This window comes from Microbacterium sp. NPDC057407 (genome assembly GCF_042803895.1).
In the GTDB taxonomy this organism is placed as follows: Bacteria; Actinomycetota; Actinomycetes; order Actinomycetales; family Microbacteriaceae; genus Microbacterium.
Map to the genome: position 1 here is coordinate 516,108 of NZ_JBHVCA010000003.1, position 22,014 is coordinate 538,121.

A 22,014-nucleotide genomic window follows, 5' to 3' on the forward strand; every position below is an offset into this window, starting at 1 on the left:
TCTGCACTAGCCGGTCGCCCGAACGCTCCGTGCCCAAGATATGCGGCCCGTGCGGCGACCGGGCACGGCACTGCGGTGGATCCCGACGGCCTTCTCCACTTCACTCGAGAGCTGGCCGTTCACCCCCCCGCCCGGTGTGCTCAGCTGACGAATTGCTCGAGGAGCGGAGCCCCGAGCGGGTGATCGAACGACGCGATGAGGTCGGTGATCGGGGCCGAGGCTACGTAGGAGAACATGATGACGGGGTGCACCACTTCTTGGTCGACCATTGAGACCACCAACGCTCCCGTCGTGTCGTGTCGCAGACCCGCCCACCCGTGTTCCAGTTCCAGGGGGGTGTAGCCAGCGGCCGGCGCCGACCAGTCGAACGGCAGCCGGATCGTCGTCAGACCATTCGCCGCCCGGTGGTCGTAACCGAGCACCGTCACCAGGTGACGCACCGCATCGTCGACGTCGGCGGCAACGAGGACCGGGGCCGGATCGTCCGCGCGCTCGGCTCTCAACAGCTCCACTCCTCCGGCCCGCTCCCTGAAGGAGTACCTCAGCTCGCCGCCCTCGTTAGCGAGGACGAGCGTGGCTCCGTCGGCAGAGGCGGAGTATCCGAGCCTCGCAGCCCACTCGACGAACACCGTCGGCAGCGACACGGTCACGGGGTCACGCTCCGGTCGACTTTGAGCACACCGGCCGCATCGAGGGTGCTCACCGGCAGCTTGTTTCCCGCCGCGTCACGGATGAGGAGCTGCAGTCCGCCCCCTGGCTGGCCGAAAGCCGGCGCGATCTCGCTGATTTCGATGCTCCAGTTGTCTGGCAGGTACCCGGTAAGTTCGCAATTGAAGACCTGCTTCTTGAGCGAGCTCACGGGCAGGCCGCGCTGCTCGAACGTCGCGGGAACCCCGTCTGGCCGTAGTCCGAGATAGTCACCGGACGGAGGGCCGATACGGTCGAGCGAAACGCCGTAGTCGCGCACGAATGCGTCGATGTCGGTGTACTGCACTCGGGAGCCTCGCACCGCTCCGGCGTTCGGCGGATAGTTGTCCCAGTTGTTGCCCGCGAAGACGTACCGGGAGTCGTAGTCTGCCTGCGTGAGCGGCGCCCCGCTGGCATCGCGGCCATAAGGGGCCGCCGGGTCGTCGACGAGCGCGAACCCGGTGTGGCCACCGGGATTCGCCGGGTACGTGGACGTTCCGTGCGCGGACATGGGTTCACCGTAGTGCAGGTCTTTCGGCGTAAGCGGGTCGTCGGCGACTCGTTGCCACTCGCCCGGGACCCCGGATGATGCAGAGTGGACGGGATCGGTGCCCGCGGCGATGCGCTCCGCGACCGTGGCCGGGGCGGGCTCGTCCGCACCCGTCGGGCCGTCGCCCTCACCGGTCCCGCCGGAGTGACCCGAACCGTTGCCGTGGCCGAACTCGCCGGCGCCGCCGCTTGTGGAGTCGCCCGAACTCTCGGCGCCCGAGTCGCCGTCGCCGAGCCTGCCTGAGCCGCCGTGCCCGGAGACGCCGTCGCCCCCGGACCCGCCCGAGCCGCCCGTCGTAATCTCCGGGTCGCGGACGGGCGCCGTGCCCGAGGCATCCGCCCCTCCGTCGCCGGACCGGCCCGTCTCAGTGCGCACGGGTGCCTCGTCGACCACCGCGTTCGCCGCGCCGGGCCCCGTTTCGCCCCGCACACCCCCGGCCGCGATCAGCTCGGGCTCGCGAACGGGCGCCGTGACCGAGGCATCCGCCCCTCCGTCGCCCCCGCGCACGCCACCGAGGTTGTCGAACGACCCGGGCGGCAGCTCGACCCGCCCGCCCGGGAACTCGAGCACCGGCACGCCGTCGTCGACGCGGGCCGTGACGGAGTTGAGGTCGACGCCCCACCCGTCGAGGGTGTCGAGAGCGGATGCCGCGTCCGTCGCCGTGTACACCTCGATGTTCGGCGCGTCGAGCTTCGAGCCGAGGTCGAGGTTGCCGATGAGGTTGTCGAGCGATCCGAGCCCGAGTCCGCCGAGCCGCACGGTGCCGTTGAGCGCGAGCGCCGCCGGGTCGACCAGGTCGACCACGCGCGCCATTTTGGAGAGGACGGATGCCGCGGTCCCGGCCGTTTTCACGCCCGCGACCGCCGCGCCGCCGGGGATGAGGATCGTGCCCACGTTGAACACGGACTCGCCGAGCGCGGTGCCCGGGTCGTCGGCCCACTTGTCCCACGCGATGAGGGCCTTGCCCGTGTTGATCGCGGCTTCATCTGCCTGCGCCTTGAAGTCGCGCACCTCTTGCGGGAGGAATCCGCCGCCGCCGAAGGCCTCCATGCCCTGGTCGGCCAGCAGGATCGGAGCCAGCACGGGCGAGTTCATGACCCCGGAGGCCGCGAGCAGGCCAAGGTTACCCCAGGCCGCACCGTAGGCGTCGCCCGAGAACCAGTCGCCGGTGGCGGGGTTGTAGCCGAGCACGAGGGTGCCCAGGCCCTCGATCGTGCCCCAGATGCCGCCGACGACGATGCCCTCCCACAGGAAGTCCTTGACGACGAAGTTGACGGTCGCCTCGCCGCAGCCCTCGGTGCGCTCGACGGGAGCGCCCCACGGCATCTCGGTGCCCTCGGGGATCTCGCCGAGCCCGTAGCCGAGCGGGTCGTTCTCGGACTCGTACGCGCGGAGCGGCGCCCCGCCGAACAGTGCGCGGATGGCGTTGGCGCACGTGCGCTCGGCCTCCCACAGCGCGACCTGCTGAGCGTTGACCTGGCTGAGCAGCTCGTTGTTGCGGTCGACGTACTCCTGGACCTCGTGCCACTCCTTCGTGACCGTGCGGTACTGGGGGATGTCGCTCGCCGACGCATCGGTGCCGGCCGCGCCGTACGCGTTCCACGAGCCCTGATAGGTCTGCGTGTTGACGTACGCGGGGTTGAGCTCACGGACGCTGACGCCGCCGTCGATCTCGGCGCGGAAGGACTCGGCCTGAAGGCGCAGGGAGTCGAGCTCGACCTTGATCGGCCGGACGTCGGACGCGAACCGGGTGAGCGCGCCGGAGACGACCTCGAGGTTGTCACCGGCCGTCGTCGCCTGCGTCGACACCGGCTGCATGAGCCCGAGCAGCGTGCCCGACTCGGGCGCTTCGTAGACCCCGGCCATTCCCTGCCACTTGAGGTGGACGTCGGAGCCGTTGTCGCGCACCTGTCCGCCGATCGTGCGGATGGTCGCGGCGTGGGCGTCGATCGCGTCAGGATCGATGTCTTTGCCGGGGATCTGGGTGGGGTCGATGGCGGACGGCACCTACCTCACCCCCGGTGGCAGGTGCGGCGGGTAGACGGCCGCGACGGAGGCGGACTGCGCGTTCGCCGCCATCTCGAGATCGCCCGTGACGTACGCTTCGGTCGCCTTCACGACGCCGGATGCCGCGGCCCCGATGCGCGTGTTCATCGCCTCGAGGCGCGGCCCCTCCTCAAGCGTGAAGTACGACTGGATCGCCTCGGCGATCGCGGGCGACTGGCTCGCCGTGGCGGCCCCCTCCATGGCGGGAGAGAGCCCGTTGAGTGCCTCGCCGAGGGCGGTCGCGGAGGTGTTGACGTCCGTCAGCACGGCCACGACTCCCGACGGCTGGATGCTCCAGTGCGTCATCGATCAGGAAGCGGCCGGGATCAGCCGATCGACTCGACGGCCGCGCGCGCCTTGCGCAGCGCGTCCTGCGCCGACTCGTCGTTGCGCTCGAGCGAGGAGCGGAGGGTCTGGATGATGCCGCGGACCTCGGCCGCGGCGTTCTTCCAGCGCGTCTCCTTGGCGCGGTAGTCCTCGGACACGCCCTCGGCGGCGTAGTCGGCCATCGCGGCCTGCACGTCGCGATCACGCTGGTCGATCAGCGCTTCGAGCTGCGCCGCCACGCGGTTGAAGTTGTCTTGCGCGTTCTGAGAGGCCGCGATGTCGTAGTCGCGACGGTCGCCCTGGTTGGCCATGGTGTTCGTTCCTCTCGACTCAGCGGCCCGCGCCGAAGCGCGCGGCGTCGAACGACGAGCCTGCTTCGAGGCTCTGGGTCTGGTCGACCATCGCGGACTCGCCCTCGATGAACGAGCGGTTCATCCCGCCGATGCCGGCGAGGACGCCGTCGAGCGCCGCCTTCAGCTCGGCCGAGATCGCGTCGGTGCGGCCCTTGAACCGGTCGAACGCGGCGCGGACGGCACCCTGGAAGCGGCCCTCCAGCGGCTCGGCCGCCTCGAACAGCTGTCGCACGAGCACCGACAGCTCGTCGCTCGACCCGGAGGTCGCCTTGGTCAGAACGGTGAGGGTGTCAGCACCCATCGCGAACTTCATCCGTCGTCATCCCTTCCTGGCGGTTCCCGATCCCGCCGGCCTGATTCGACCCTGGACCCGAACCAGGGTAACCGATTCCCCGCTCGTTCCACGGGGCCTTGCGGAATCTTCCCGCGGCACTACGATCCGTCTCACCGGCGGCGGCGCCGGGTGGTAGGTGGGACGGTGACGGGTGCCGGCGGGGCCGAGGCATCCGTCCCCTCCGTCGCGGGGAAGCGCGCGACCTGCACCAGCGTGGGGCGTTCGCCGCGGCGGGCGAGGCGGCCGCGGCCGGCGACCATCGGCTCGGCGTACAGCTTCGGCAGGAGCTGCCCCTCGGCGCGATCGCCGGACATGATCAGGGCCGTCCCGCCCGTGTCGCGCACGCCCTGCAGCGCAACGTCGAACATCGCCCGCGACGCCCCCGCGACCGGCCGGCTCACGACCACGTTCAACCGCAGGTCGCGGGCCGACGCCAGGTAGGGCAGCAGAGGACGCAGCGGCTCGGAGCCGCCCGCGGCGAGGATGTCGAAGTCGTCCGCGATCACGAGGATGCGCGGTCCGCTCGCCGCGCGGTCGGCGGCGCGCTTCTCGAGCTCGGACGCGATCGACTCGGCGAGCAGCCGCGCCTGCCGGCCCGATGTCGCGTGTCCGCCCAGATAGTCGTCGGGGATGTCGCCGGCCAGGTCTCCGCGGGCGTCCATGAGCCCGATGACGAGCTCCTCCGGCGAGTGCCGGTCGATCGCGCCCTGGATGAGCCCGCGCAGCACCGTGGACTTGCCGCAGCGCGAGTCGCCGAGCACGAGCAGGTGCGGGTCGCGGCCGGCGAGGTCGATCGTGACCGCCGCCATGGTGTCCTGCCGCAGGCCGAAAGGGATCTCCTCGGGCTCGTCGAGCGCGTCGGGGAGCTCGGATGGCGCGAGATCCTCCGGCAGCAGCCGGATGGGCGCGGCGCCCGGGCCGCCCCATTGCGCGGCGTTCTCGCGCGCGATGCGCTCCAGCGCCTCGCCGATATCGGTGTCGTCCACCTCTTCGAGGAGCGGCAGCGCCACCTGGGCGAACAGCTTCTCGTCGGTGAGCACCCGGCCGGGTTCGTCGGCGCGGAGGGCGGACGACAGCTTGCGGGCCACCTGCGAGTCGGCGGGGTCGTTGAGCTTCAGCTCGAGGCGCGTGCCGATGAGGCCCTGCAGGTTGAGGCGCAGCTCGTTCCAGCGCGAGAGGGTCACGACGACGTGGATGCCGAAGCTGCCGCCGCGTTCGAGCAGCTGGCCGAACGCCGGCTCGAGGTCTTCGAACTCGGTCCGGAGCGCCCCGAGGCCGTCGACGAGCAGCACGACGTCGGCGCTGGGAAGCTCCGGGAGCCGGCCGTCCGCGTGCTGGCGGCGCATGTCAGCGAGCGAGTCCAGGCCGTGCTCGCGGAACACCCGCTCGCGCACGGCGAGCATCGACGTCAGCTCCTCGAGAAGACGCGACAGGCGCTCGCGGTGACCGCGGGTCGCGACACCGCCGACGTGGGGGAACGCCTCGATCCGGGTGAGGCCGCCCCCGGTGAGATCCATGCCGTACACGCTCACCTCGCGCGGCGAATGCGTGAACGCGAGCGAGGCGGCGAGGGTGCGCAGGAACGTCGACCGTCCCGACTGCGGGGCGCCGGTGATCGAGATGTGGCCGCCCGAGCGGGTGAGGTCGAGCAGCCACGGTGCCTGCCGCTGCCGGCTCGGGTCGTCCAGGAGCCCGAGGGGCGCACGCAGCCCGCCGCGCTCCTCGGTGGCCGACAGCACACCGCCGAGGGTCAGCGACGGCGGCAGCGGCGGCAGCCACACCGGGCGCGTGCGGGCCACCCCGCGCGACAGGCGCGCGGCCGCAGCCTGCACGAGCGTGCGTCCCGTCGCGGGGACCGCCGGCTCCCGCGGCACGAGGTCCTCGTCGCCTGCGGGCTCGACGAGGTCGTACGGCGGCAGCTCGACCAGGGGCGGCGCGTCGGGCCGAGCGGGGCCGGCGTCGGTCGGCACCGGTGCGGGACCGGAGACGTAGCCCGCCCGGAACCGCGTGTACACGGACGTGTCCACCTTGAGGTAGCCGTACCCGGGGATCGCGGGCAGGTGGAACGCGTCGGGGGTGTCGAGCACCACGGCCGATTCCGACTCCGAGAACGTACGCAGTCCGATGCGGTACGACAGGTAGGTGTCGAGGCCGCGAAGCCGGCCGCCTTCGATGCGCTGGCTCGACAGCAGCAGGTGCACGCCGATCGATCGCCCGATGCGGCCGATCGTGAGCAGCAGCTCGACGAAGTCCGGTTCCGCGGTGAGAAGCTCGCCGAACTCGTCGATGACGAGGAACAGGTGGGGGAGCGCGGGAAGATCCTGCTGCTCGCGCCGCAGCTGACGATAGTGACCGATGGACGCCGCGTTCCCCGCGTCCTTCAGCAGCCGCTGGCGGCGCACCACCTCACCCTGGATGCTCTCGCGGGCGCGCTGTGTGAGCTGCGGGTCGTCGGCCAGGTTGTCGATGATGCCGGCGACGTGCGGCAGACCGGCGAACGGTGCGAAGGCCGCGCCGCCCTTGTAGTCGACGAGGATCATGCTGAGGTCGTCGGGCGAATGGGTCAGCGCCAGTCCGAGGATCAGGGTGCGCAGCAGCTCGCTCTTGCCCGAGCCGGTCGCCCCGATGCAGATGCCGTGCGGACCCATGCCGAGCTGGGCCGACTCCTTCAGATCGAGCAGCACGGGAGCGCCCCGGTCGTCCACCCCGATCGGCACCCGGAGGAAGTCGCCGCCGGGTCGGGGCCGCCACGCGTCCGTCAGGTCGATCGCGTCGACGTCCGCAATGCCGAGGAGCTCGGTGACGTCGGGGGCGAGCGTGGTCTGCGCGTCCACGGCGGCCGTGCGGGTCAGCCGGAGGCCCGCGAGAGGGCGGGCCACGACTTCGAGGAGCTCCGGCGACACCGGATCGGGCGCGACGTCGTCGACGGCGTCGATTCCCGAGCCGGGGTATTCGATCACGGCCGACGCCCCGGTCACCGTCACGCGCGCCATGACCGCCGACGGCTCCTTGAGCCGGTCGTCGACGACGTGCACGACCGTGATGCCGAGGTCGGCGAGATCGAGCGCCGAGTCGAATCGGGGCAGCGGGGTCGCGGCATCCGTCCCCTCGTCGATGAAGAGGATCAGGCGACCGGGCTTCGTGCGCCGGCCGCTGCGGCGGCTCGCGGCGGCCGCGGCGATGCGGTCGCGCAGCTCATCGCCGATGAGACCGAGCAGGTCGGGGAGCGTCGGCGCCACCCGGCGGGCGGCCACCGCTCCCGGCGCCGGGACGGCGGCCGAGGCGTGGGGGAGCAGGTCGAGTCCGCGCCAGGAGTCGCGGGCCGATTCGGGCACCACCGCCGCGACGTGGACGTCGTCGGGTGAGTGGAACGCCCCGATCTGGGCCGCGATCGCCCGGCACACGCGCACGGCTTCGGCGCGCTCGCCGACGATCGAGACCTCGCCGCCGCGCTCCAGGTCGAGGACCGCAGGCATGCCCTGTGCGACCCCGGCGAGCTGCACCAGCCGCTGGGCGGCGCCCTTCATCACCGGGTCGAACGGCTGGACCGGGTTCTGCTCGGGCGGCAGCCGCACGTCGACCGCCCGCAGGTCGGCGACCCCGATCCGCACGCGGAGGAAGTCGGGATCGCCGGGCCGTCGTTCCCAGCGCCGCGCCGGGTTCGCGCCGATCTCGACCAGCGCGCCAGGCTCGGGCTGCAGCGCGAGCGTCGCGGTGCGGTGGGCGTCGGCGACGGCGCGCACCGTCGCCCGGGTCTCTTCGAGGTAGTCGAGGTAGCGCTCGCGCTGGAGGCGGCGCTGTCGGGCGGCGTTGCCGCGGGCGGTGAACGCCATGCCGACGCCGCCCACCAGCGCCACGACGAGGATGACGGCGCCGACCACCACCATGACGGGGTTGTTCCGCAGCAGCACGATCATCGTGATGGACGACAGGCTGCCGACGATCGGCAGCAGCGACTGGAGTGGGAACCCGGTGGTGCCCTCGCCGATCGGCGGGGGCGGCGCGAGCACGACCTCGGCCGGCGGCTCGACGGGCTTTGTGATGCGCGCGGGCCGGTGGACGATGCGCACGGTCACGAGGGCACCGCCTCTCCGCCCGACACGAGGGTGGCCGCCAGGCGGAGCACCGCCTGACGCGTGGCTGAGCGCCGCGGGGTTCTCCCGGCATGCAGCCCGGCATCGAACGGGATGCCGACGACCGGCCACGGGTCCCCGGCGAAAGCGCGCGCGACGCCGCCTCCGTCGCGGCCGTGGTCGACCAGCGCGAGAACCGGCCGGGGCCGCTCGGGCAGCGCGGCGATCGCGGGAGCCACGGCCCGCGCGAGTTCCGCGGGCGTGCGGCGGGCGTCGGCCACGAGACACACCACGTCGGTCAAGGCGGCGCACGCGGCGAGGTCGACCCCCGGGTGGCGCGCGCCGAAGTCGGTGATCGAGACGTCGAAGAACCGGGCGATCGGGGCGGCCTCGCCGAGCCAGGCGGCCACGGGACCGTCGGCGACCGCCGGCCGCAGGGCGCGCCAGCCCGGCCCGGTGGGGAGGCCCGCGAGCGCGTCGGCGGTCGTGCGGGCGCCGGCGCGAGTCTCGTCCGGCGCCGTCACTCCGACCCCGAGCCGGGCGCCGAGGTCGTCGGCGCCCCCGGCCGCGTCGACGGCGAGCAGCGGGTCCGCCCGCCTCCCGGCGACCGCGGTCAGCACCTCGCGCGCGAGAGTGGTCGTTCCGACGCCGGGCGCGAGCGAGACGAATCCGATCCGCCGGGCGGTGGGCAGGATGCCGCGGATCGCGGCATCCCATCCCGTCAGCGCCACTCGGCGGGCGACGCCGCTGCCGAACACGGCACCGGGCAGCTCGCGCAGGTCGAGTGCGCTCACGAGCCGCCGCCGAACATGCCCAGGAGCTCGCCGTACACGCCGAGAGTGCCCAGCAGCAGGGGAAGGAGCGACACCACGGCGAGCGTCTCGATCACGTTGCCGATGCCGCGCAGCCGCGCGCGCACGTGCGGAGCCGGCCGAGCGAGCACCGCGCCCGCGATCGCGACGGCGGCGAGCAGCGCGACCGCCGCGCCCACCCAGCCGGAGGAGCCGCCGAGGTGCGCCGCGATCGCGACCGCGGCGATCAGGGCGACGGCGGCCCACAGCGCCCAGATCTGGGCGCGGAGGGGGAAGGCGCGCGAGCGGAGCGCGGCGGTGAGCGCGAGAGCCAGGGCGAGAAGCCCGCTCCACAGCTCGTCCGCCAGCACCAGCGCGACGCCGCACGCCGCGATGACGGCCGCGAGTGAGGCGACACTCCAGGTCAGCGCGGCGTAGGCGTCGTCGATGGACGAGAGCGCGCGAGGTCGCGTGACACGCTCGCCCTCCGCGACGCGTCGGTCGAGCGCCGTCAGCCCGGCCGCCGACAGTGCGATCCACGGCAGCGGCCCCGTCGCGAATGCGGCGACCGTCCCCGCTATGGCGGCGGTGGTCGCCGCATTGAGCCCCGCCACGACGAGGGCGACGATGAGCGTTCCGGCGACCGCGCCGACCGCGCCGCCCGCCGCGGCGCCGGGGCGCCGCAGCCCCACGCCGAGGCCGAGCAGCACGACCGTCGCGCCCGTCGCGATCACGACTCCCGCAGCCAGCAGAGCCGCTTCGCCCACCCCGTAGCCCGCGCCACCGGCACCGGACAGCGCCGTCGTCGCGAGAGGCAGGGTGAGACCCGCCGCAGCGGCCGAGAGGCAGGCGGAGACGCGGTGAAGGCGCAGGAGTCCGAGTGCGGCTGCGACGACCAGCAGCACGGCGACTGCGCCGAGCAGCGCCCAGCCCGCGACGAGCGGGTCGCGCCACGGGGGGAGCCACCCGGCGAGGGCGGTCGTCGCGGCTACGCCGACCCCTCCGGCGACGGCGCGCGCTCGATCGTCCCAGCGGTCGGCTCTCGCCCCGTGGGCGTCCGCCGCGGCATCCGTGACATCGATGACGACCGGCGGTGGAGGCGCCGCGTCCAACCGCACGAGTCGCAGGACCGAGCCGTCGGCGAGGTCGAGCTGCTGCGGTGACCGCGCGATGTCGAGCTGCTCGCCGTCGGCGGCCACCAGGACCAGCGGCCGCGCGACGGTGCCCGATGTCTCTCCGAGCAGGTCGAGCAATCGGGGCAGTGCGGTTCCCAGCGGCTCGTCGCTCGCGACGACGACCTCGCTGCGACGCGTGGCGCCGGCCACGGTCAGGCGGGTGTGGATGCTCATGACACCTCCGGGAAGGTCCAGACGACCGCGGACGGCGTCGGAACGGTGGCCGCCTGCTGCTGGCCGGACAGCAGTTGGACCACGAACGACACGCCCACGCACACTGCGCAGGCGACTGCGGCGACGATCAGCGAGCCGATGAGCCGTCTCAGGTGGTCGTTGACGACGCGGCGCTCGTCGATGCGGCCGTACAGAAGGGCGGCGCCCAGCCGCATGCGCTGGAGCTTCGCCTGGTCGACGAGGACGGCATCACGCTGGTCGGGCATCACGCACCGCCTGTTCTCTCGGGGGATCCGCCGAGGCCCCGAGTGCGAAGACGTGCCGCGACGGAGGGCGCGATCGCGAGCAGCTGGGCGAGTCGGTCGGGGTCGAGCGTGCCCAGCACCTCGGACAGGCGCGCCCACCCGCCGCCCGACGCTCCGCCGAGCGACACGAGAACGCCCGGGAGCCGCGGGCTGCCGACCATCGCCGCCCCGAAGTCGGTCGCCCAGCGGCGGGGGTCGAGATCCAGCGCCCGCACCCCGGCGGGGCCCACGAGCAGCGCCAGGGGCTCGGGCGGTGGCGTCGCGATCGGCCGCCGCGTCAGGTCGGGTGCACCGATCGCCGCGAGCGAAACGCCGAGCAGAGGCATCCCGATTCCCGCCGCCTTGGCCAGCAGCGCGCGTGCCTCGGCGCCGACCGCGTCGATCCGCGCGTCGCCCGCGCCGGCGACATCGGCCCACACGTGCGTCGTCTCCTCGAGCCCTTCGCGCGTGCGGGCAAGGTGCATCGTGCCGATCAGCGGGCGCTCGCCGTGCGCCACCGCCGCCCAGCGGCTGTCGGACGGCATCCGTCGTCGCGAGTACTCGGTCAGCTGGTCGCGGTCCCACGGGGCGACCAGCGGCTCGGTGGGCCCCCACGCGTCCGGCGCGTGTCCGGCGAACGCGTCGGCGGCGGCCTCGAGCACCCCGCCGAGCCGCACCGGCCGGCTCACGCGATGGCGCGTCGACACGGTGGTGACCACCTGCAGGCGGGTGGCGACGGCTCCGCGGAGGAACGCCGGGTGCACGTCGGTCGCGCGCGGTCCGAGCACGTCCTCCGGTCGGCGGAGGCGTGCTCCGGTGGCCGCGTCGTAGCATCCGTCGTCCGAGGTGCGGATCACCCAGTGGCCCTGCAGCGCCGACAGCACCTCGGCGAGCGGCCGGGTCATCCTCGAGAACTCGCCGGAGACCACGAGGGGCCGGTCGCCGTCCGACGCGACGCGGCCGAGCAGATCGCTCATGCCCACGTTCAGCCCGACGATGTCGGCGCGCGTCTCGGTCGCCACCCATCCCGGCCCCGAGCCGTCCACCAGAGGGTGGGCCGCGGTCGCCGCAGTCATGCGGGAACTCTCACGGTGACGATCCGATCGCCGAGCTCGAGCACGGCGTCGCCGGGGATCGGCGTCCGCTGATGGGGAAGCAGCGGCTGCGGCGCGCCGTCGGTGCGGAGCACCGTGCCGTTGGTCGAGGCGAGGTCCGTGACCCACACGAGCCGGCCGTCCCATTCCAGCCGGGCGTGCGACTTCGACAGGGTGCGCGACAGATCGGCCCACTGGTACACCGTGGCGGGGGCATCCGCCGGTGCAGACGGGCTGCGGCCGAGCACCAGCGCCGTCTCGAGCGAGAAGCGCTGCCCCGAGTCGAGCTGCACGGCCGGTGCCGCACCGCGCAGCGACGTGCGGGCGGGGGGTGCGGCCTCCGCCGTGTCGGGGAACGCGAACGGCGACAGCGCCGGGGCGAACGGGTCGCGGCCACGGCGCAGGTCGCGGATCCGCAGGCGTCCGCCGAGAAGGGCCGGGAGAAGGGATGCCCCGGCCGCCGCTCCGGTCGTCGCATCGACCACGCGCGTGGCCGCCGCCACGCCGCCGAGCGACTGACCGGTGCGAGCGAGCAGCGCGATGTCCGCGCCGACGAACGCGACCGCGAGCAGCACGACGACGACGCCTGCGGCGGGGAGGCCGGTCGCGAACAGCACCGCCGCGATCGCCCCGAGCGAGACCGGGACGAGCACGTCGACCGCCAGGGCGCCCAGCGTCTGGCCGGCGCGGGCCGGGGCGGTGAGCACGAGCGGGTCGACGTCGGCGGTGCGCGTCTGATCCGGTGTCGTCATCCTGTTCCCGTTCCCCCCAGGCCCGGTCGAGTCTAGACGGAGAGCGTGTGCCGACGCGGCGCGTTGCGCGAGCGCGCCACTTCGCGGCAGGCGCTATGTCGCGCGACGCAGCGTTCGCCGGGAACTGGCACGCCGCATCCGGCTGGGGCGCTCGCCGGTCAGTCGGTCACGGTGTAGGTCGCGTAGCCGGTGTCGCCGTCGAGCACGCGGCGGTAGTCCGTCTCGATCACGCCGCGCAGCACGTCGAGATCGACCTTCTCGAGGTCTTTGAGGTAGAGGCATCCGGCCCCCGTCTCGTGGGGACCGAGCTCGGCCAGCTCCGCCGCGTGCGCGCCGGCGTCGAGGAGGTAGACGGTCGTCGCCTGCTTGCGGGGGGCGAAGGCGGCGATCGGCACGTCGCCCTCGGTGCCCGTCGGGTAGCGGTAGTGGCACGACCCGAAGCCGACGATCGTGCCCCACAGCTCCGGCTCACGGCCCGTGATGTCGCGCAGGAGCGCCACCATCGTCTCGGCGTCGCGCCGCCGCTTCTCGGGAGCGACGTTCGCGATGAACGCCGCCACGCTGCCGCCGCTCTTCTTCATCGGACGCCGCCGTCCCCGGATTTCGCCGCCGCCTTCATGGCACGTTTGTGCTCGCGCACCTTCGCCAAGGAGTCGGGCGAGACGATGTCGGCGACGCTGCGGTAGCTGCCCTCCTCGCCGCAGGGCGCGGATGCCTCACGCCACCCCTCGCCGTCGAAGCCGTACTGCTTGCCCAGGAGCGCGAGGAAGATCTTCGCCTTCTGCTCCCCGAAGCCGGGAAGTCGCCGCAGCCGGGCGAGCACCGTCGGACCGTCGGGAGAGTCCTGCGTCCAAATCGCCGCGGCCTGGCCGCCCCAGTCCTGTTCCACCGCCGCGCACAGCGCCTGCACGCGCGCAGCCATGGATCCCGGGAACCGATGCACGGCGGGCGTCGCCTTGAACAGCTCGGCGAACGCGTCGGGGTCGAAGCCCGCGATCGCCGCGGCGTCGAGGGTGCCCGCGCGCTCCGAGATCTTCAGCGGACCCGCGAAGGCGGTCTCCATCGCGACCTGCTGATCGAGGAGCATGCCGATCAGCAGCGCCAGCGGGTCGTCGGTGAGGAGCCGGTCGGCCGTCTCGTCGCCCGTGATGTGCAGCGTCATGCGCCCCATCCTGGCACTGCGTCCGCACGTCGGCGACCCCGCGTGCACCGTGCCCGCGATGGGAGGATGGGGGCCATGGATGCCGCGTCCGAACCCCTCGACGAACTCGTCTCGCACGCCCGCGCGACGCGGGTGGTGGTCGTCGGCGGCGGGATCGCCGGGCTCGTCGCGGCCTGGGAGTGCGCGAAGGTGGGCATGCCGGTGACGCTGATCGAGGCGGACGACCGGTTCGGCGGGACGATCGCGGCGGCCGACCTCGCGGGACTGCGGACCGACCTGGGCGTGACGTGCTGGTCGGCGGGATCGGCGGCGCGCGCCCTCGTGGACGAGCTGGGCCTCGCCGGCCGGGTCGTCACCCCGCGCACCGACCGCACGTGGATCGCGGGTGTCGGGCGGGGCGGCGCCGCGCCGGTGCCGCCGGAGACGGTGGTGGGCATCCCGGCCAACCCGTGGGACGAATCGGTCCGCCGGTTCATCGGGTGGTCCGGCGCCTGGCGCGCCTATCTCGACCGACTCCGCCCGCCGCTGACGATCGGCAAGGAGCGCAACCTCGACCGGCTCGTGCGGACGCGCATGGGCGCTCCGGTCGCCGACCGCATGGTCGCGCCTCTCAGCGTCGGCCGGTTCGGGATCGCGCCGGCGAAGGTCGACGTGTCGGCGGCCGCCCCGGGACTGAGCACGGCACTCACCCGAACCGGATCCCTCGGCGGCGCGGTGGCCGAGCTGCTCGTCGACCGGGGTGACCGGCCCGCGGTCGAATCGCTGGAGGGCGGCATGACGGTGCTCGTCGACGCCCTCGTGACCCGATTGGCCGATCTGGGCGCGGAGCTCCGGCCGTCGACCCGCGTGGCGTCCCTCGCTCGCGCCGACGACCGCTGGACGGCGACGGTCGAGGGTGCCGACGATCCCGACCTGCTTCCCGCCGAGATCGTGATCGTGGCCGCGGGACCGCATGAGGCGGCGCGCCTGCTGACGCCGCACGTCGGCGAGGCGGTGGCCGAGATGACGGATGCTGCGCTCCTCCGCGAGATCGTCACGCTCGTCGTCGACGCGCCCGCGCTCGACGCGGGCCCCCGGGGAGCGCAGGTGTACCCGCTCCCCGCCAGGCGCCGAGCGTCCGGGCTGGTGCACGAGACGGCGCGATGGGAGTGGCTGGCGCGCGAGGCGGGACCCGGGCGCCACGTGCTGCACGTCGCGTTCGACCGCGCTGCGGGAGATCCGGAGTCGGTCTTCTCGGACGGCGACGACCCCGCGGTGATCGCGAGGCAGGAGGCATCCGCTCTCCTCGGTGTCGCACTCGAGCCGTCGGCCGTGCGCGCGTCGCACCACGCGGTCTTCCCCCTCGCGCTGCCCGCCTCGGCCCTCGGCCACGACGACCACGCCGAGGCGGTGCGCACCGCGGTGGCCGGCGTGCCCGGCCTCGCCGCGACGGGCGCCTGGTTCGCGGGGAGCGGGCTCGGCCGGGTGGTCGCTGCGGCGCGGGACGAGGCCGAGCGCGTGCGAGCCGCCGCACTGTGGGGACCGCCCTCGTCGCCGTGAGCTCGTCGCGAGCGCGGCGGCGCCCGTCTTGTCAAGCGGATGCCGGAATCGGCATACAGGGCTAACCTGGGACAGTCATTAGCGCACCACCGAGCGTGAGGAGACCCCATGAGGGGCAAAGCAGGACTCGTCGTCGGACTCGCCATCGGCTACGTGCTCGGCACGCGGGCGGGCCGTGAGCGCTACGAGCAGATCAAGACGCAGTGGCTGAAGGTCTGGAACCTCGACCCGGTGCAGGAGCAGGTCGGCAAGGTCAAGGACTTCGCGAAGTCCAGCGCCATGGCGCTGCCCAGCACGCTGTGGGACTCGGCCGTGAAGGTCACCAAGGCCGCGACGACCCGCGGCACGCCCGGCGAGCGCCTCGACGCGGCGCTCGAGGTCGGCAAGGATCAGGCCGACGAGGTCGGCCGTGCGGCCAAGACCTCGGCCCAGGCCGCGAAGGACGCGGTCGACGATCTCGTCGACGACGCGTCCGAGACGCCGGGCCCCGGCCGCGGCGGAGCGTGACGTGAGTTCGCCGCGTGGGTTCCGCGACCGCGCCGACGACAGCCTCCTGACGCTGCTCGGCGAGGTTCCGGAACTGGTTCGCAACCTCGTCGTCGCCGAGATCGAGGCCGCCAAGAAGTGGGCGGCCCGCACCGCGAAGGACGGCGGGTGGGGCGCGCTGTGGATGTTCGCCGCCCTGTTCGTGCTGTTCTGGTCGGTGCCCGTGCTCGGCACGTTCGTCATCGCCGGGCTGTCGTCGTGGTGGCCGGTGTGGCTGTCGGCGCTCGTCGTCTTCTTCGCCATGCTCATCATCACCGCGGTGCTGGCGCTTCTCGGCGTCGTGCGGTTCCGCAAGATCGGCGAGCGCAAGAACCCGGTGCAGGCGATCGCCCAGGATGTGAAGGAGGTGCGCGATGAGCTCTGACGCGCCCGTGCCCGTCTCCCGCGACGCCGTCTCGGGCGCCGCCGTCCCGATGCCGCGTACGGCCGTGCCCCTGGGCATCTCCGACCCGGTCGAGAAGGCTCGTGCCGAGCTGAAGGCGGCCCTGGCCGCGATCGAGGTCAAGGCGAACGTCCCGCGACGCCTCGCCGTGTCGATCGACAACGGCGTGGAGAAGGCCCGCACCTTCTCGCGTCGCAACCCCGTGGCGGCGGTCGCCGCCGTCGTCGCCGGTGCAGCCGCCGTGGGTGCTGCGGTGTGGGCGTTCGTGCGCTCGTACTCCCGCTGACGTCCGTGGCCCGCCGCGCGGGCGGCGAACGCGGGGCAGGCGGCGCACGCCGGGCAGGACATACTCCCGAAACCTGGGGGTATGCTCGAACGAAGGCAGTGCAATGGTGCGAATGCTGCCGAGAGCGCGAGCCCGATTCGAATCGCGCATCGGCTGCTCGACGTCAAGGGCGGCCGACTGAGCACCATCGAGAGTCGACCCCATGAACACAGCCTCACACCCCGTGACCGTCAAGCCCCTCGCGGGTTGGCGCGTCCTGGTGCCCCGCGGCGGCCCCTGGGGCGACGGCGTGGCCGCGAGCCTGCGTCGCCAGGGCGCGACGCCGGTCATCGCGCCGCTCATAAACTTCGCGCCGACGAACGACCAGGAGACGCTGGAGCAGTCGCTCGCCGATCTCGCCGCCGGGGCGTTCGACTGGCTGACCGTCACCAGCGCCACGACGGTCGACGTGCTCTACGCCTACCGGGCGGTGGTGCCCCCGACGACGAAGATCGCCGCCGTGGGCGAGACGACCGCGGCCGCGCTCCTCGCGGTCGGCTACCGGGTCGACCTCGTCCCCGAGCAAGACAACTCGGCGGCCGGCATGGCCGAGCAGCTCATCGCGCTCGAGCCCGAGCCCCGCGACATCCTCACCCTGCGCAGCGAGATCGCCAAGCCGGTGCTCACCCGCATGCTGGCCGAGGCGGGCCATCGGGTCCGCAGCGTCGTCGCGTACCGCACCGTCGGCGTTCCGGTCACCGACCGCATCGCCGAAGACGTCCGGTCGGGTCGGATCAACGCGATCCTCGTGACGAGCGGGTCCGTCGCCGAGCAGGTTCACCTGCAATTCCCCGAGATCCCGGCGGCGACGCTGATCGCCGCGATCGGCCCGCGCACCGCGAAAGACGCGCGCCGCGCCGGCCTGCCGGTCGACGTGGTCGCCGAAGCTCAGACGGTCGACGCGCTCATCGACGCGGTCGCCCGCTTCTCGCTGCCGCACGCCGCCGACGAGTTCGCGCCCCGCACCGGCGCCGTGCCGCTGCCGCGGCGGGACTGACCGGCACACGATGACCCCGGGCCCCGACCGGTGACGCCGCCGCCGCGCATCGTCGTGCTCGCGGGCGGCGTCGGCGGATCGCGCTTCGTCCTCGGCGCACGCGAAGCCCTGCGGCGTCGCGGGGTCGATGACACCGCCGCTGCCCTCACGGTCGTGGTGAACACGGGCGACGACCTCTGGCTCTCGGGGATCCGGCTCCAGCCCGACATCGACTCGATCACCTACGCGCTCGCGGGCGTCAACGACACCGAGCGCGGGTGGGGGCGCGCCGGCGAATCCGAGCGCGTCAACGCGGAGCTCCAGGCCTGGGGCGCCGGGTGGCCCTGGTTCACCCTCGGCGACCTCGACCTCGGCACCCACCTCGCGCGCACCGGCTGGCTCCGCGAGGGTCTGACGCCCACTCAGGTGCTGGAGCGGATGTCGCGGCGCTGGCATCTGGGAGCCCGGCTGCTGCCCATGACCGACAGCGAGGTCGACACCGTCGTGACGGTGCGGGAGGGTGGCGGCATCCGCTCGATGCATTTCCAGGAGTGGTGGACGCGTCACCGTGCGACGCTCGAACCGGTGGGCTTCGAAAACCCCGGCATCGCCGAGGCGGTGCCTGCCCCCGGGGTAGGGGAAGCCATCGCCACGGCCGACGTCGTCCTGATCGCGCCGTCGAATCCCGTGGTGTCGATCGGTCCGATCCTCGCCGTGCCGGGTGTCCGCGATGCGCTGCGCGAGACGGGAGCGCCCGTGGTGGGCGTGTCGCCGATCATCGGCGGCCGGGTCGTGCGCGGCATGGCCGACGTGTGCCTCACCGCGATCGGCGTCGAGACATCGGCGTCGGCGGTCGCGGGACTGTACGGCGCCCGCGGCGACGGCGGGCTGCTCGACGCCTGGCTGCTCGCCGAGGAAGACCGCGGGCTCGCCGACGAGGTTGCGGCACGAGGCATCCGTCCGTCCGTCGTTCCGCTGTGGATGACGGATGCCGCAGCCTCGGCCGGCATCGTCGAGGCCGCGCTCGCGGCGGCTCGGCGCTGACGTGCCCGATCTGCTCTGGTACGGGTGGGCGCTGCTCGCCTTCGCGTCGATCGTGATCGGGCTGTCGAAGACCGGAATCCCTGGCGCGGGGACCGTGGCGGTCGCGATCTTCGCGGCGGTCCTCTCAGCGCGCCAGTCGACCGGCACGATCCTCCTGCTGCTGATCGTGGCCGACCTCTTCGCGGTGACGATGTATCGCAGGCACGTGAACTGGCGCGAACTGCTGCGGCTCGCGCCGGCCGTCGTCGCCGGCGTGCTCGTGGGGGTCGTGTTCCTCGCGTTCGCCGACGACACGTGGGTGAAGCGGGCGATCGGGGTGATCCTCCTCGCGGTGATCGCGATCACGCTGTTCCGCCGCCGGATGAGTGCGGGCGTCGAGGTCGACCGGCCGCACCCCGTCGCGGCCGCGGCCTACGGCTCGACGGCCGGGTTCACCACGATGGTGGCGAATGCGGCGGGCCCGGTGATGTCGATGTACTTCCTCGCGGCGAGGTTTCCGGTGAAGGAGTTCCTCGGGACGGCGGCCTGGTTCTTCGCGATCATCAACGTGTTCAAGGTGCCGTTCTCCGTCGGCCTCGGGCTCATCACTCCCGCGGGGCTGCTGATCGACCTGCTGCTGGTGCCCGCCGTCGTGGCCGGGGCGCTGCTCGGCCGCTGGATCGCCGGACGCATCGACCAGCGCGCGTTCGAACGCTTGGTGATCGGCTTCACCGTCGTGGGGGCGGTGTACCTGCTGGTCGGGTGAGGCGGGGCCGGATGCTGCCGGCCGGATGCGGTCGGGGCTGTTGTGGGGTGTGGGTTCCGCGGTCTCCGCGCCAGCGGTCGTCGGAAATACAGGAGACACGCCGCGCAGTGGCGCTCGGCCGTGCTCCGGGGGCGCGCATCTCCTTGCTTTTCCGTTCCGCTCACGGGTGGGCGCCCACAGGTCGGACGAGCCGGTGGAGGGCGACCGAGTGCTGTGCGGAGAACATATGCACGAATCTTGTTCGACCGCGCGTCCCGCAGGTCAGAAGGAATGTCGGACGCCCCTGCGACAATGGACTCATGCTCGCCCCCGACCCCGACACACTCGACCCCGACGTCGAGGAGTTGCTGTGGGCTGAGCGCATGGCGATCGCTGATTCGTGGGACGAGCCGGCGGAGCACGCCCCGGTGGCCCTCGCGGTACCGGCGGCGGAGTACCGCCATCGGTGGGATGTCGCGGCCTCCCGCCGCGAGGAGCTCCTGTTCGAGTGGGAGAACGCCGCCGAGCAGCTCGCCCGATGGCAAGGGGTGCAGGTGCGGCTGCTCGCTGAGGCGCTCGAGCTCGCGCTGGAAGACGGCACGCGGCGCGACGACGCAGCGCTCTCGGTGCGGAGCGCCGCGGCTGAGCTCGCGTGCGCGGTGGGTCTTGCCGACCGCACGGTCGAACAGCGGATGAACGATGCGCTGGTCATGCGCGACCGCTTCCCGCAGACGATGGAGGCGCTTGCGAGCGGTCGGCTCTCGTTGCCCCACGCGCGCGTAGTCGCCGATGGCGGCGCCCGCCTCGACTCAGACGACGCCCGTGCCTGGTACGAGACGGCGGTCCTCGATCGAGCGACCGGACTGACGACAGGCCGGCTGCGGGTGGTCGCTGCGTCGATCGCAGAGGAGGCGATGCCCACCTCGATCGCCGAGCGTCACGTCCAGGCAAGGGGCGCGCGCCGCGTGACGGTTCGCGACGTCGAGGACGGCATGTCCGAGCTGTGGGCGCTGCTCCCTTCTGTTCTCGCCCACGGCATCCACGATCGCCTGACGCGCATCGCGAAACCCCCGTCTGCCTCTGCCGATGAGATGGACCTGTCAGCGACGAGAGAGGGTTCCTCGTCGACGCGCATCGGTTCTGAGCAGTCCCCGAGCGACGCCCCGCACGATGTGCTCGACGACCGCACCACGGATCAGCGTCGCGCCGATGCCCTCTGCGACCTCCTGTTGACGGGCCTCCCGACGATCGCAGACATCGACCGCCACGGCGGGGAGGGGGTCGATGCGCTCAGGGCTGTCGTGCAGGTCACCGTGCCGTTCGAGTCGCTCGTCGGCGACGCCGGCCCGGCGCCGGTGCTCGCCGGGCGGTCGCCGATCGACCCCGCGACGGCTCGGCGCCTGCTCGGCGCGGCCACGCTGTGGGATCGGGTGCTCACCGATCCGGTAACGGGCGACGTCCTCGCCGTCGACCGGCGCTTTCCGACCGAGGCGCAACGCCGCCACCTCCGCGCACGTGACGAACACTGTCGCTTCCCGGGCTGTCGCATGCCGGTGTGGCGCTCCGACGTCGATCACACGGTCGACCATCAGCACGGCGGGCCGACTGCCGCCGAGAACCTCGCGCACCTGTGCCGTCGGCATCACACCCTCAAGCACCACACCGCCTGGCAGGTGAGGCAGGATCCAGGCGGCGTTCTGGAGTGGACCAGTCCGTTGGGCCGCACGTACATCGATCGCCCACCGCCTCGGACGAGATTCGTGCCAGCTCACCACCGGCCCCCTTGCGGCCGGTCCGCGGCGGGCGCGCCTTCCAGCGGATGAACGAAGCGATGGCTGAACCAGGTCGCCGGGGCGGCGGCCTAGCGGCGGCCTAGCGGCGGCGGCCTAGCGGCGGCGCGGTCGGCGCGGCCGGCGTGGGCGGCGGGGCCGGCGTGGGCGCGCCCACAACCACGTCCCCGCCACCAGCACCGTGGTCGCTGCGAGCCAGAGCCAGATGCTGGTGTCAATGCCGACGATCGAGCGCGTCCATGTCTCGCAGTAGCTGGCTTCGGCCAGCGGAGCGTCAGCGCACCACCCGCCGCCCAGGACTGGGGCGAACAGAACCGCGGCAGCGACCGCCGCCAGAAGGCACCAGAGAACGGTCCGCTTCACAGAACAGTCCGCATCACAGAACAGTCCGCATCACAGCACAGCACGCATCACAAGACAGCACGCATCACAGCACGGCCCAGATCACGCCCAGGGCGACGGGCGGTCGGGGTCGCGCCGGCTGTCGTCGGGGAAATGCGGAAGCTCCTCGCCACCCGCGCGGATGCACAGCCAACGAAGCTCCTCCGGGCTGTCGGGAACCGCCCGCCAGGTGCGCCATACCCGCTGGCCCACACGCACAACCGTCCCCGGCCCGACCTCCACGATCTCGTCGTCGAGGCCCATCTGCCCACGCCCCGCGAGGAAGACGTAGAGCTCCTCGACCCGCGCGTGAGTGTGCCAGTAACCGGCCTCTTCGCCGGGCGCGAAGGCGTTGGCCGTCATCCCGATGAACTGCATGGTCAGCTCGTGATCGACGACCCGGCGCCCCTCGCGCGACGTCTCCGGCTTGAATCCGCCGTGATGCGAGCGCCACTCGTCGAGCCCGCCGATCCTCAGAACCTGGTAGTCAGCCACCCGCTCAGGC

Annotated in this window: 22 protein-coding genes; 8 read left to right on the top strand and 14 right to left on the bottom strand. The window is 72.9% G+C overall.

Annotated elements, in window-relative coordinates:
• Window positions 1-140: 140 nt before the first annotated feature.
• The 13 genes from ACFUTX_RS11235 to ACFUTX_RS11295 form a co-directional block, all read right to left on the bottom strand.
• On the bottom strand, window positions 141-650 hold the full coding sequence (locus ACFUTX_RS11235) for an Imm61 family immunity protein (protein WP_378864227.1): 510 nt from the start codon (window positions 648-650) through the stop codon (window positions 141-143).
• The gene (locus tag ACFUTX_RS11240; protein WP_378864230.1) at window positions 647-3,244 is read right to left on the bottom strand and encodes a TNT domain-containing protein; all 2,598 of its coding nucleotides are present in this window, start codon (window positions 3,242-3,244) and stop codon (window positions 647-649) included. Before ACFUTX_RS11240 ends, ACFUTX_RS11235 begins: the two co-directional genes overlap by 4 nt.
• Window positions 3,245-3,589, bottom strand: coding sequence for a DUF6507 family protein (locus ACFUTX_RS11245; RefSeq protein ID WP_378864233.1), 345 nt, complete (start codon window positions 3,587-3,589; stop codon window positions 3,245-3,247).
• Between the two features lie 20 nt (window positions 3,590-3,609).
• Window positions 3,610-3,921, bottom strand: a complete 312-nt coding sequence (locus ACFUTX_RS11250; protein ID WP_378864236.1) for a pore-forming ESAT-6 family protein — start codon at window positions 3,919-3,921, stop codon at window positions 3,610-3,612.
• 19 nt (window positions 3,922-3,940) lie between these two features.
• Window positions 3,941-4,264 carry a hypothetical protein gene (locus ACFUTX_RS11255; RefSeq protein ID WP_378864238.1) on the bottom strand — a complete coding sequence of 108 codons (324 nt, stop codon included), beginning with the start codon at window positions 4,262-4,264 and terminating at the stop codon, window positions 3,941-3,943.
• Window positions 4,265-4,407: 143 nt separating this feature from the next.
• Complete coding sequence (eccCa, locus tag ACFUTX_RS11260; RefSeq protein ID WP_378864241.1) at window positions 4,408-8,373, bottom strand: type VII secretion protein EccCa; 3,966 nt, start codon at window positions 8,371-8,373, stop codon at window positions 4,408-4,410.
• Window positions 8,370-9,164 (bottom strand): hypothetical protein, encoded by a 795-nt coding sequence (locus ACFUTX_RS11265; RefSeq protein ID WP_378864244.1) that lies wholly within the window; start codon window positions 9,162-9,164, stop codon window positions 8,370-8,372. Before ACFUTX_RS11265 ends, eccCa begins: the two co-directional genes overlap by 4 nt.
• Window positions 9,161-10,510: an EsaB/YukD family protein gene (locus ACFUTX_RS11270; protein ID WP_378864247.1), complete on the bottom strand. Its 1,350-nt coding sequence runs from the start codon at window positions 10,508-10,510 to the stop codon at window positions 9,161-9,163. Before ACFUTX_RS11270 ends, ACFUTX_RS11265 begins: the two co-directional genes overlap by 4 nt.
• Window positions 10,507-10,776, bottom strand: a complete 270-nt coding sequence (locus ACFUTX_RS11275) for a hypothetical protein (RefSeq protein WP_378864250.1) — start codon at window positions 10,774-10,776, stop codon at window positions 10,507-10,509. Before ACFUTX_RS11275 ends, ACFUTX_RS11270 begins: the two co-directional genes overlap by 4 nt.
• Window positions 10,776-11,870 (bottom strand): DUF6177 family protein, encoded by a 1,095-nt coding sequence (locus tag ACFUTX_RS11280; protein ID WP_378864252.1) that lies wholly within the window; start codon window positions 11,868-11,870, stop codon window positions 10,776-10,778. The genes ACFUTX_RS11275 and ACFUTX_RS11280 overlap by 1 nt, the downstream gene beginning before the upstream one ends.
• Window positions 11,867-12,640: an FHA domain-containing protein gene (locus ACFUTX_RS11285; RefSeq protein ID WP_378864255.1), complete on the bottom strand. Its 774-nt coding sequence runs from the start codon at window positions 12,638-12,640 to the stop codon at window positions 11,867-11,869. Before ACFUTX_RS11285 ends, ACFUTX_RS11280 begins: the two co-directional genes overlap by 4 nt.
• Window positions 12,641-12,798: 158 nt before the next feature.
• Window positions 12,799-13,221 carry a DUF1801 domain-containing protein gene (locus ACFUTX_RS11290; protein ID WP_378864258.1) on the bottom strand — a complete coding sequence of 141 codons (423 nt, stop codon included), beginning with the start codon at window positions 13,219-13,221 and terminating at the stop codon, window positions 12,799-12,801.
• Window positions 13,218-13,802, bottom strand: a complete 585-nt coding sequence (locus ACFUTX_RS11295) for an HhH-GPD-type base excision DNA repair protein (protein WP_378864261.1) — start codon at window positions 13,800-13,802, stop codon at window positions 13,218-13,220. The genes ACFUTX_RS11290 and ACFUTX_RS11295 overlap by 4 nt, the downstream gene beginning before the upstream one ends.
• Before the next feature lie 75 nt (window positions 13,803-13,877).
• Here ACFUTX_RS11295 and ACFUTX_RS11300 point away from each other — a divergent pair, with 75 nt between their 5' ends.
• The 8 genes from ACFUTX_RS11300 (at window position 13,878) to ACFUTX_RS11335 (ending at window position 21,161) form a co-directional block, all read left to right on the top strand.
• Window positions 13,878-15,341 carry a protoporphyrinogen/coproporphyrinogen oxidase gene (locus tag ACFUTX_RS11300; RefSeq protein WP_378864264.1) on the top strand — a complete coding sequence of 488 codons (1,464 nt, stop codon included), beginning with the start codon at window positions 13,878-13,880 and terminating at the stop codon, window positions 15,339-15,341.
• Between the two features lie 108 nt (window positions 15,342-15,449).
• Entirely contained in the window at window positions 15,450-15,848 is a 399-nt protein-coding gene (locus ACFUTX_RS11305; RefSeq protein ID WP_378864266.1) for a hypothetical protein, read from the top strand.
• A 1-nt stretch (window position 15,849) separates the two neighbouring features.
• Window positions 15,850-16,251, top strand: a complete 402-nt coding sequence (locus ACFUTX_RS11310) for a phage holin family protein (protein ID WP_378864268.1) — start codon at window positions 15,850-15,852, stop codon at window positions 16,249-16,251.
• Window positions 16,241-16,555, top strand: coding sequence for a hypothetical protein (locus ACFUTX_RS11315; RefSeq protein ID WP_378864271.1), 315 nt, complete (start codon window positions 16,241-16,243; stop codon window positions 16,553-16,555). Before ACFUTX_RS11310 ends, ACFUTX_RS11315 begins: the two co-directional genes overlap by 11 nt.
• Before the next feature lie 202 nt (window positions 16,556-16,757).
• Window positions 16,758-17,591 carry a uroporphyrinogen-III synthase gene (locus tag ACFUTX_RS11320; RefSeq protein ID WP_378864273.1) on the top strand — a complete coding sequence of 278 codons (834 nt, stop codon included), beginning with the start codon at window positions 16,758-16,760 and terminating at the stop codon, window positions 17,589-17,591.
• Between the two features lie 30 nt (window positions 17,592-17,621).
• Entirely contained in the window at window positions 17,622-18,614 is a 993-nt protein-coding gene (gene cofD / locus ACFUTX_RS11325) for a 2-phospho-L-lactate transferase (protein WP_378864276.1), read from the top strand.
• Between the two features lies 1 nt (window position 18,615).
• On the top strand, window positions 18,616-19,359 hold the full coding sequence (locus tag ACFUTX_RS11330; protein WP_378864279.1) for a sulfite exporter TauE/SafE family protein: 744 nt from the start codon (window positions 18,616-18,618) through the stop codon (window positions 19,357-19,359).
• Window positions 19,360-19,658: 299 nt separating this feature from the next.
• On the top strand, window positions 19,659-21,161 hold the full coding sequence (locus ACFUTX_RS11335) for a DUF222 domain-containing protein (RefSeq protein ID WP_378864281.1): 1,503 nt from the start codon (window positions 19,659-19,661) through the stop codon (window positions 21,159-21,161).
• A 411-nt stretch (window positions 21,162-21,572) separates the two neighbouring features.
• Here ACFUTX_RS11335 and ACFUTX_RS11340 read toward each other — a convergent pair whose 3' ends face one another.
• Window positions 21,573-22,004: a cupin domain-containing protein gene (locus ACFUTX_RS11340; RefSeq protein WP_378864284.1), complete on the bottom strand. Its 432-nt coding sequence runs from the start codon at window positions 22,002-22,004 to the stop codon at window positions 21,573-21,575.
• Between the last annotated feature and the right edge of the window lie 10 nt (window positions 22,005-22,014).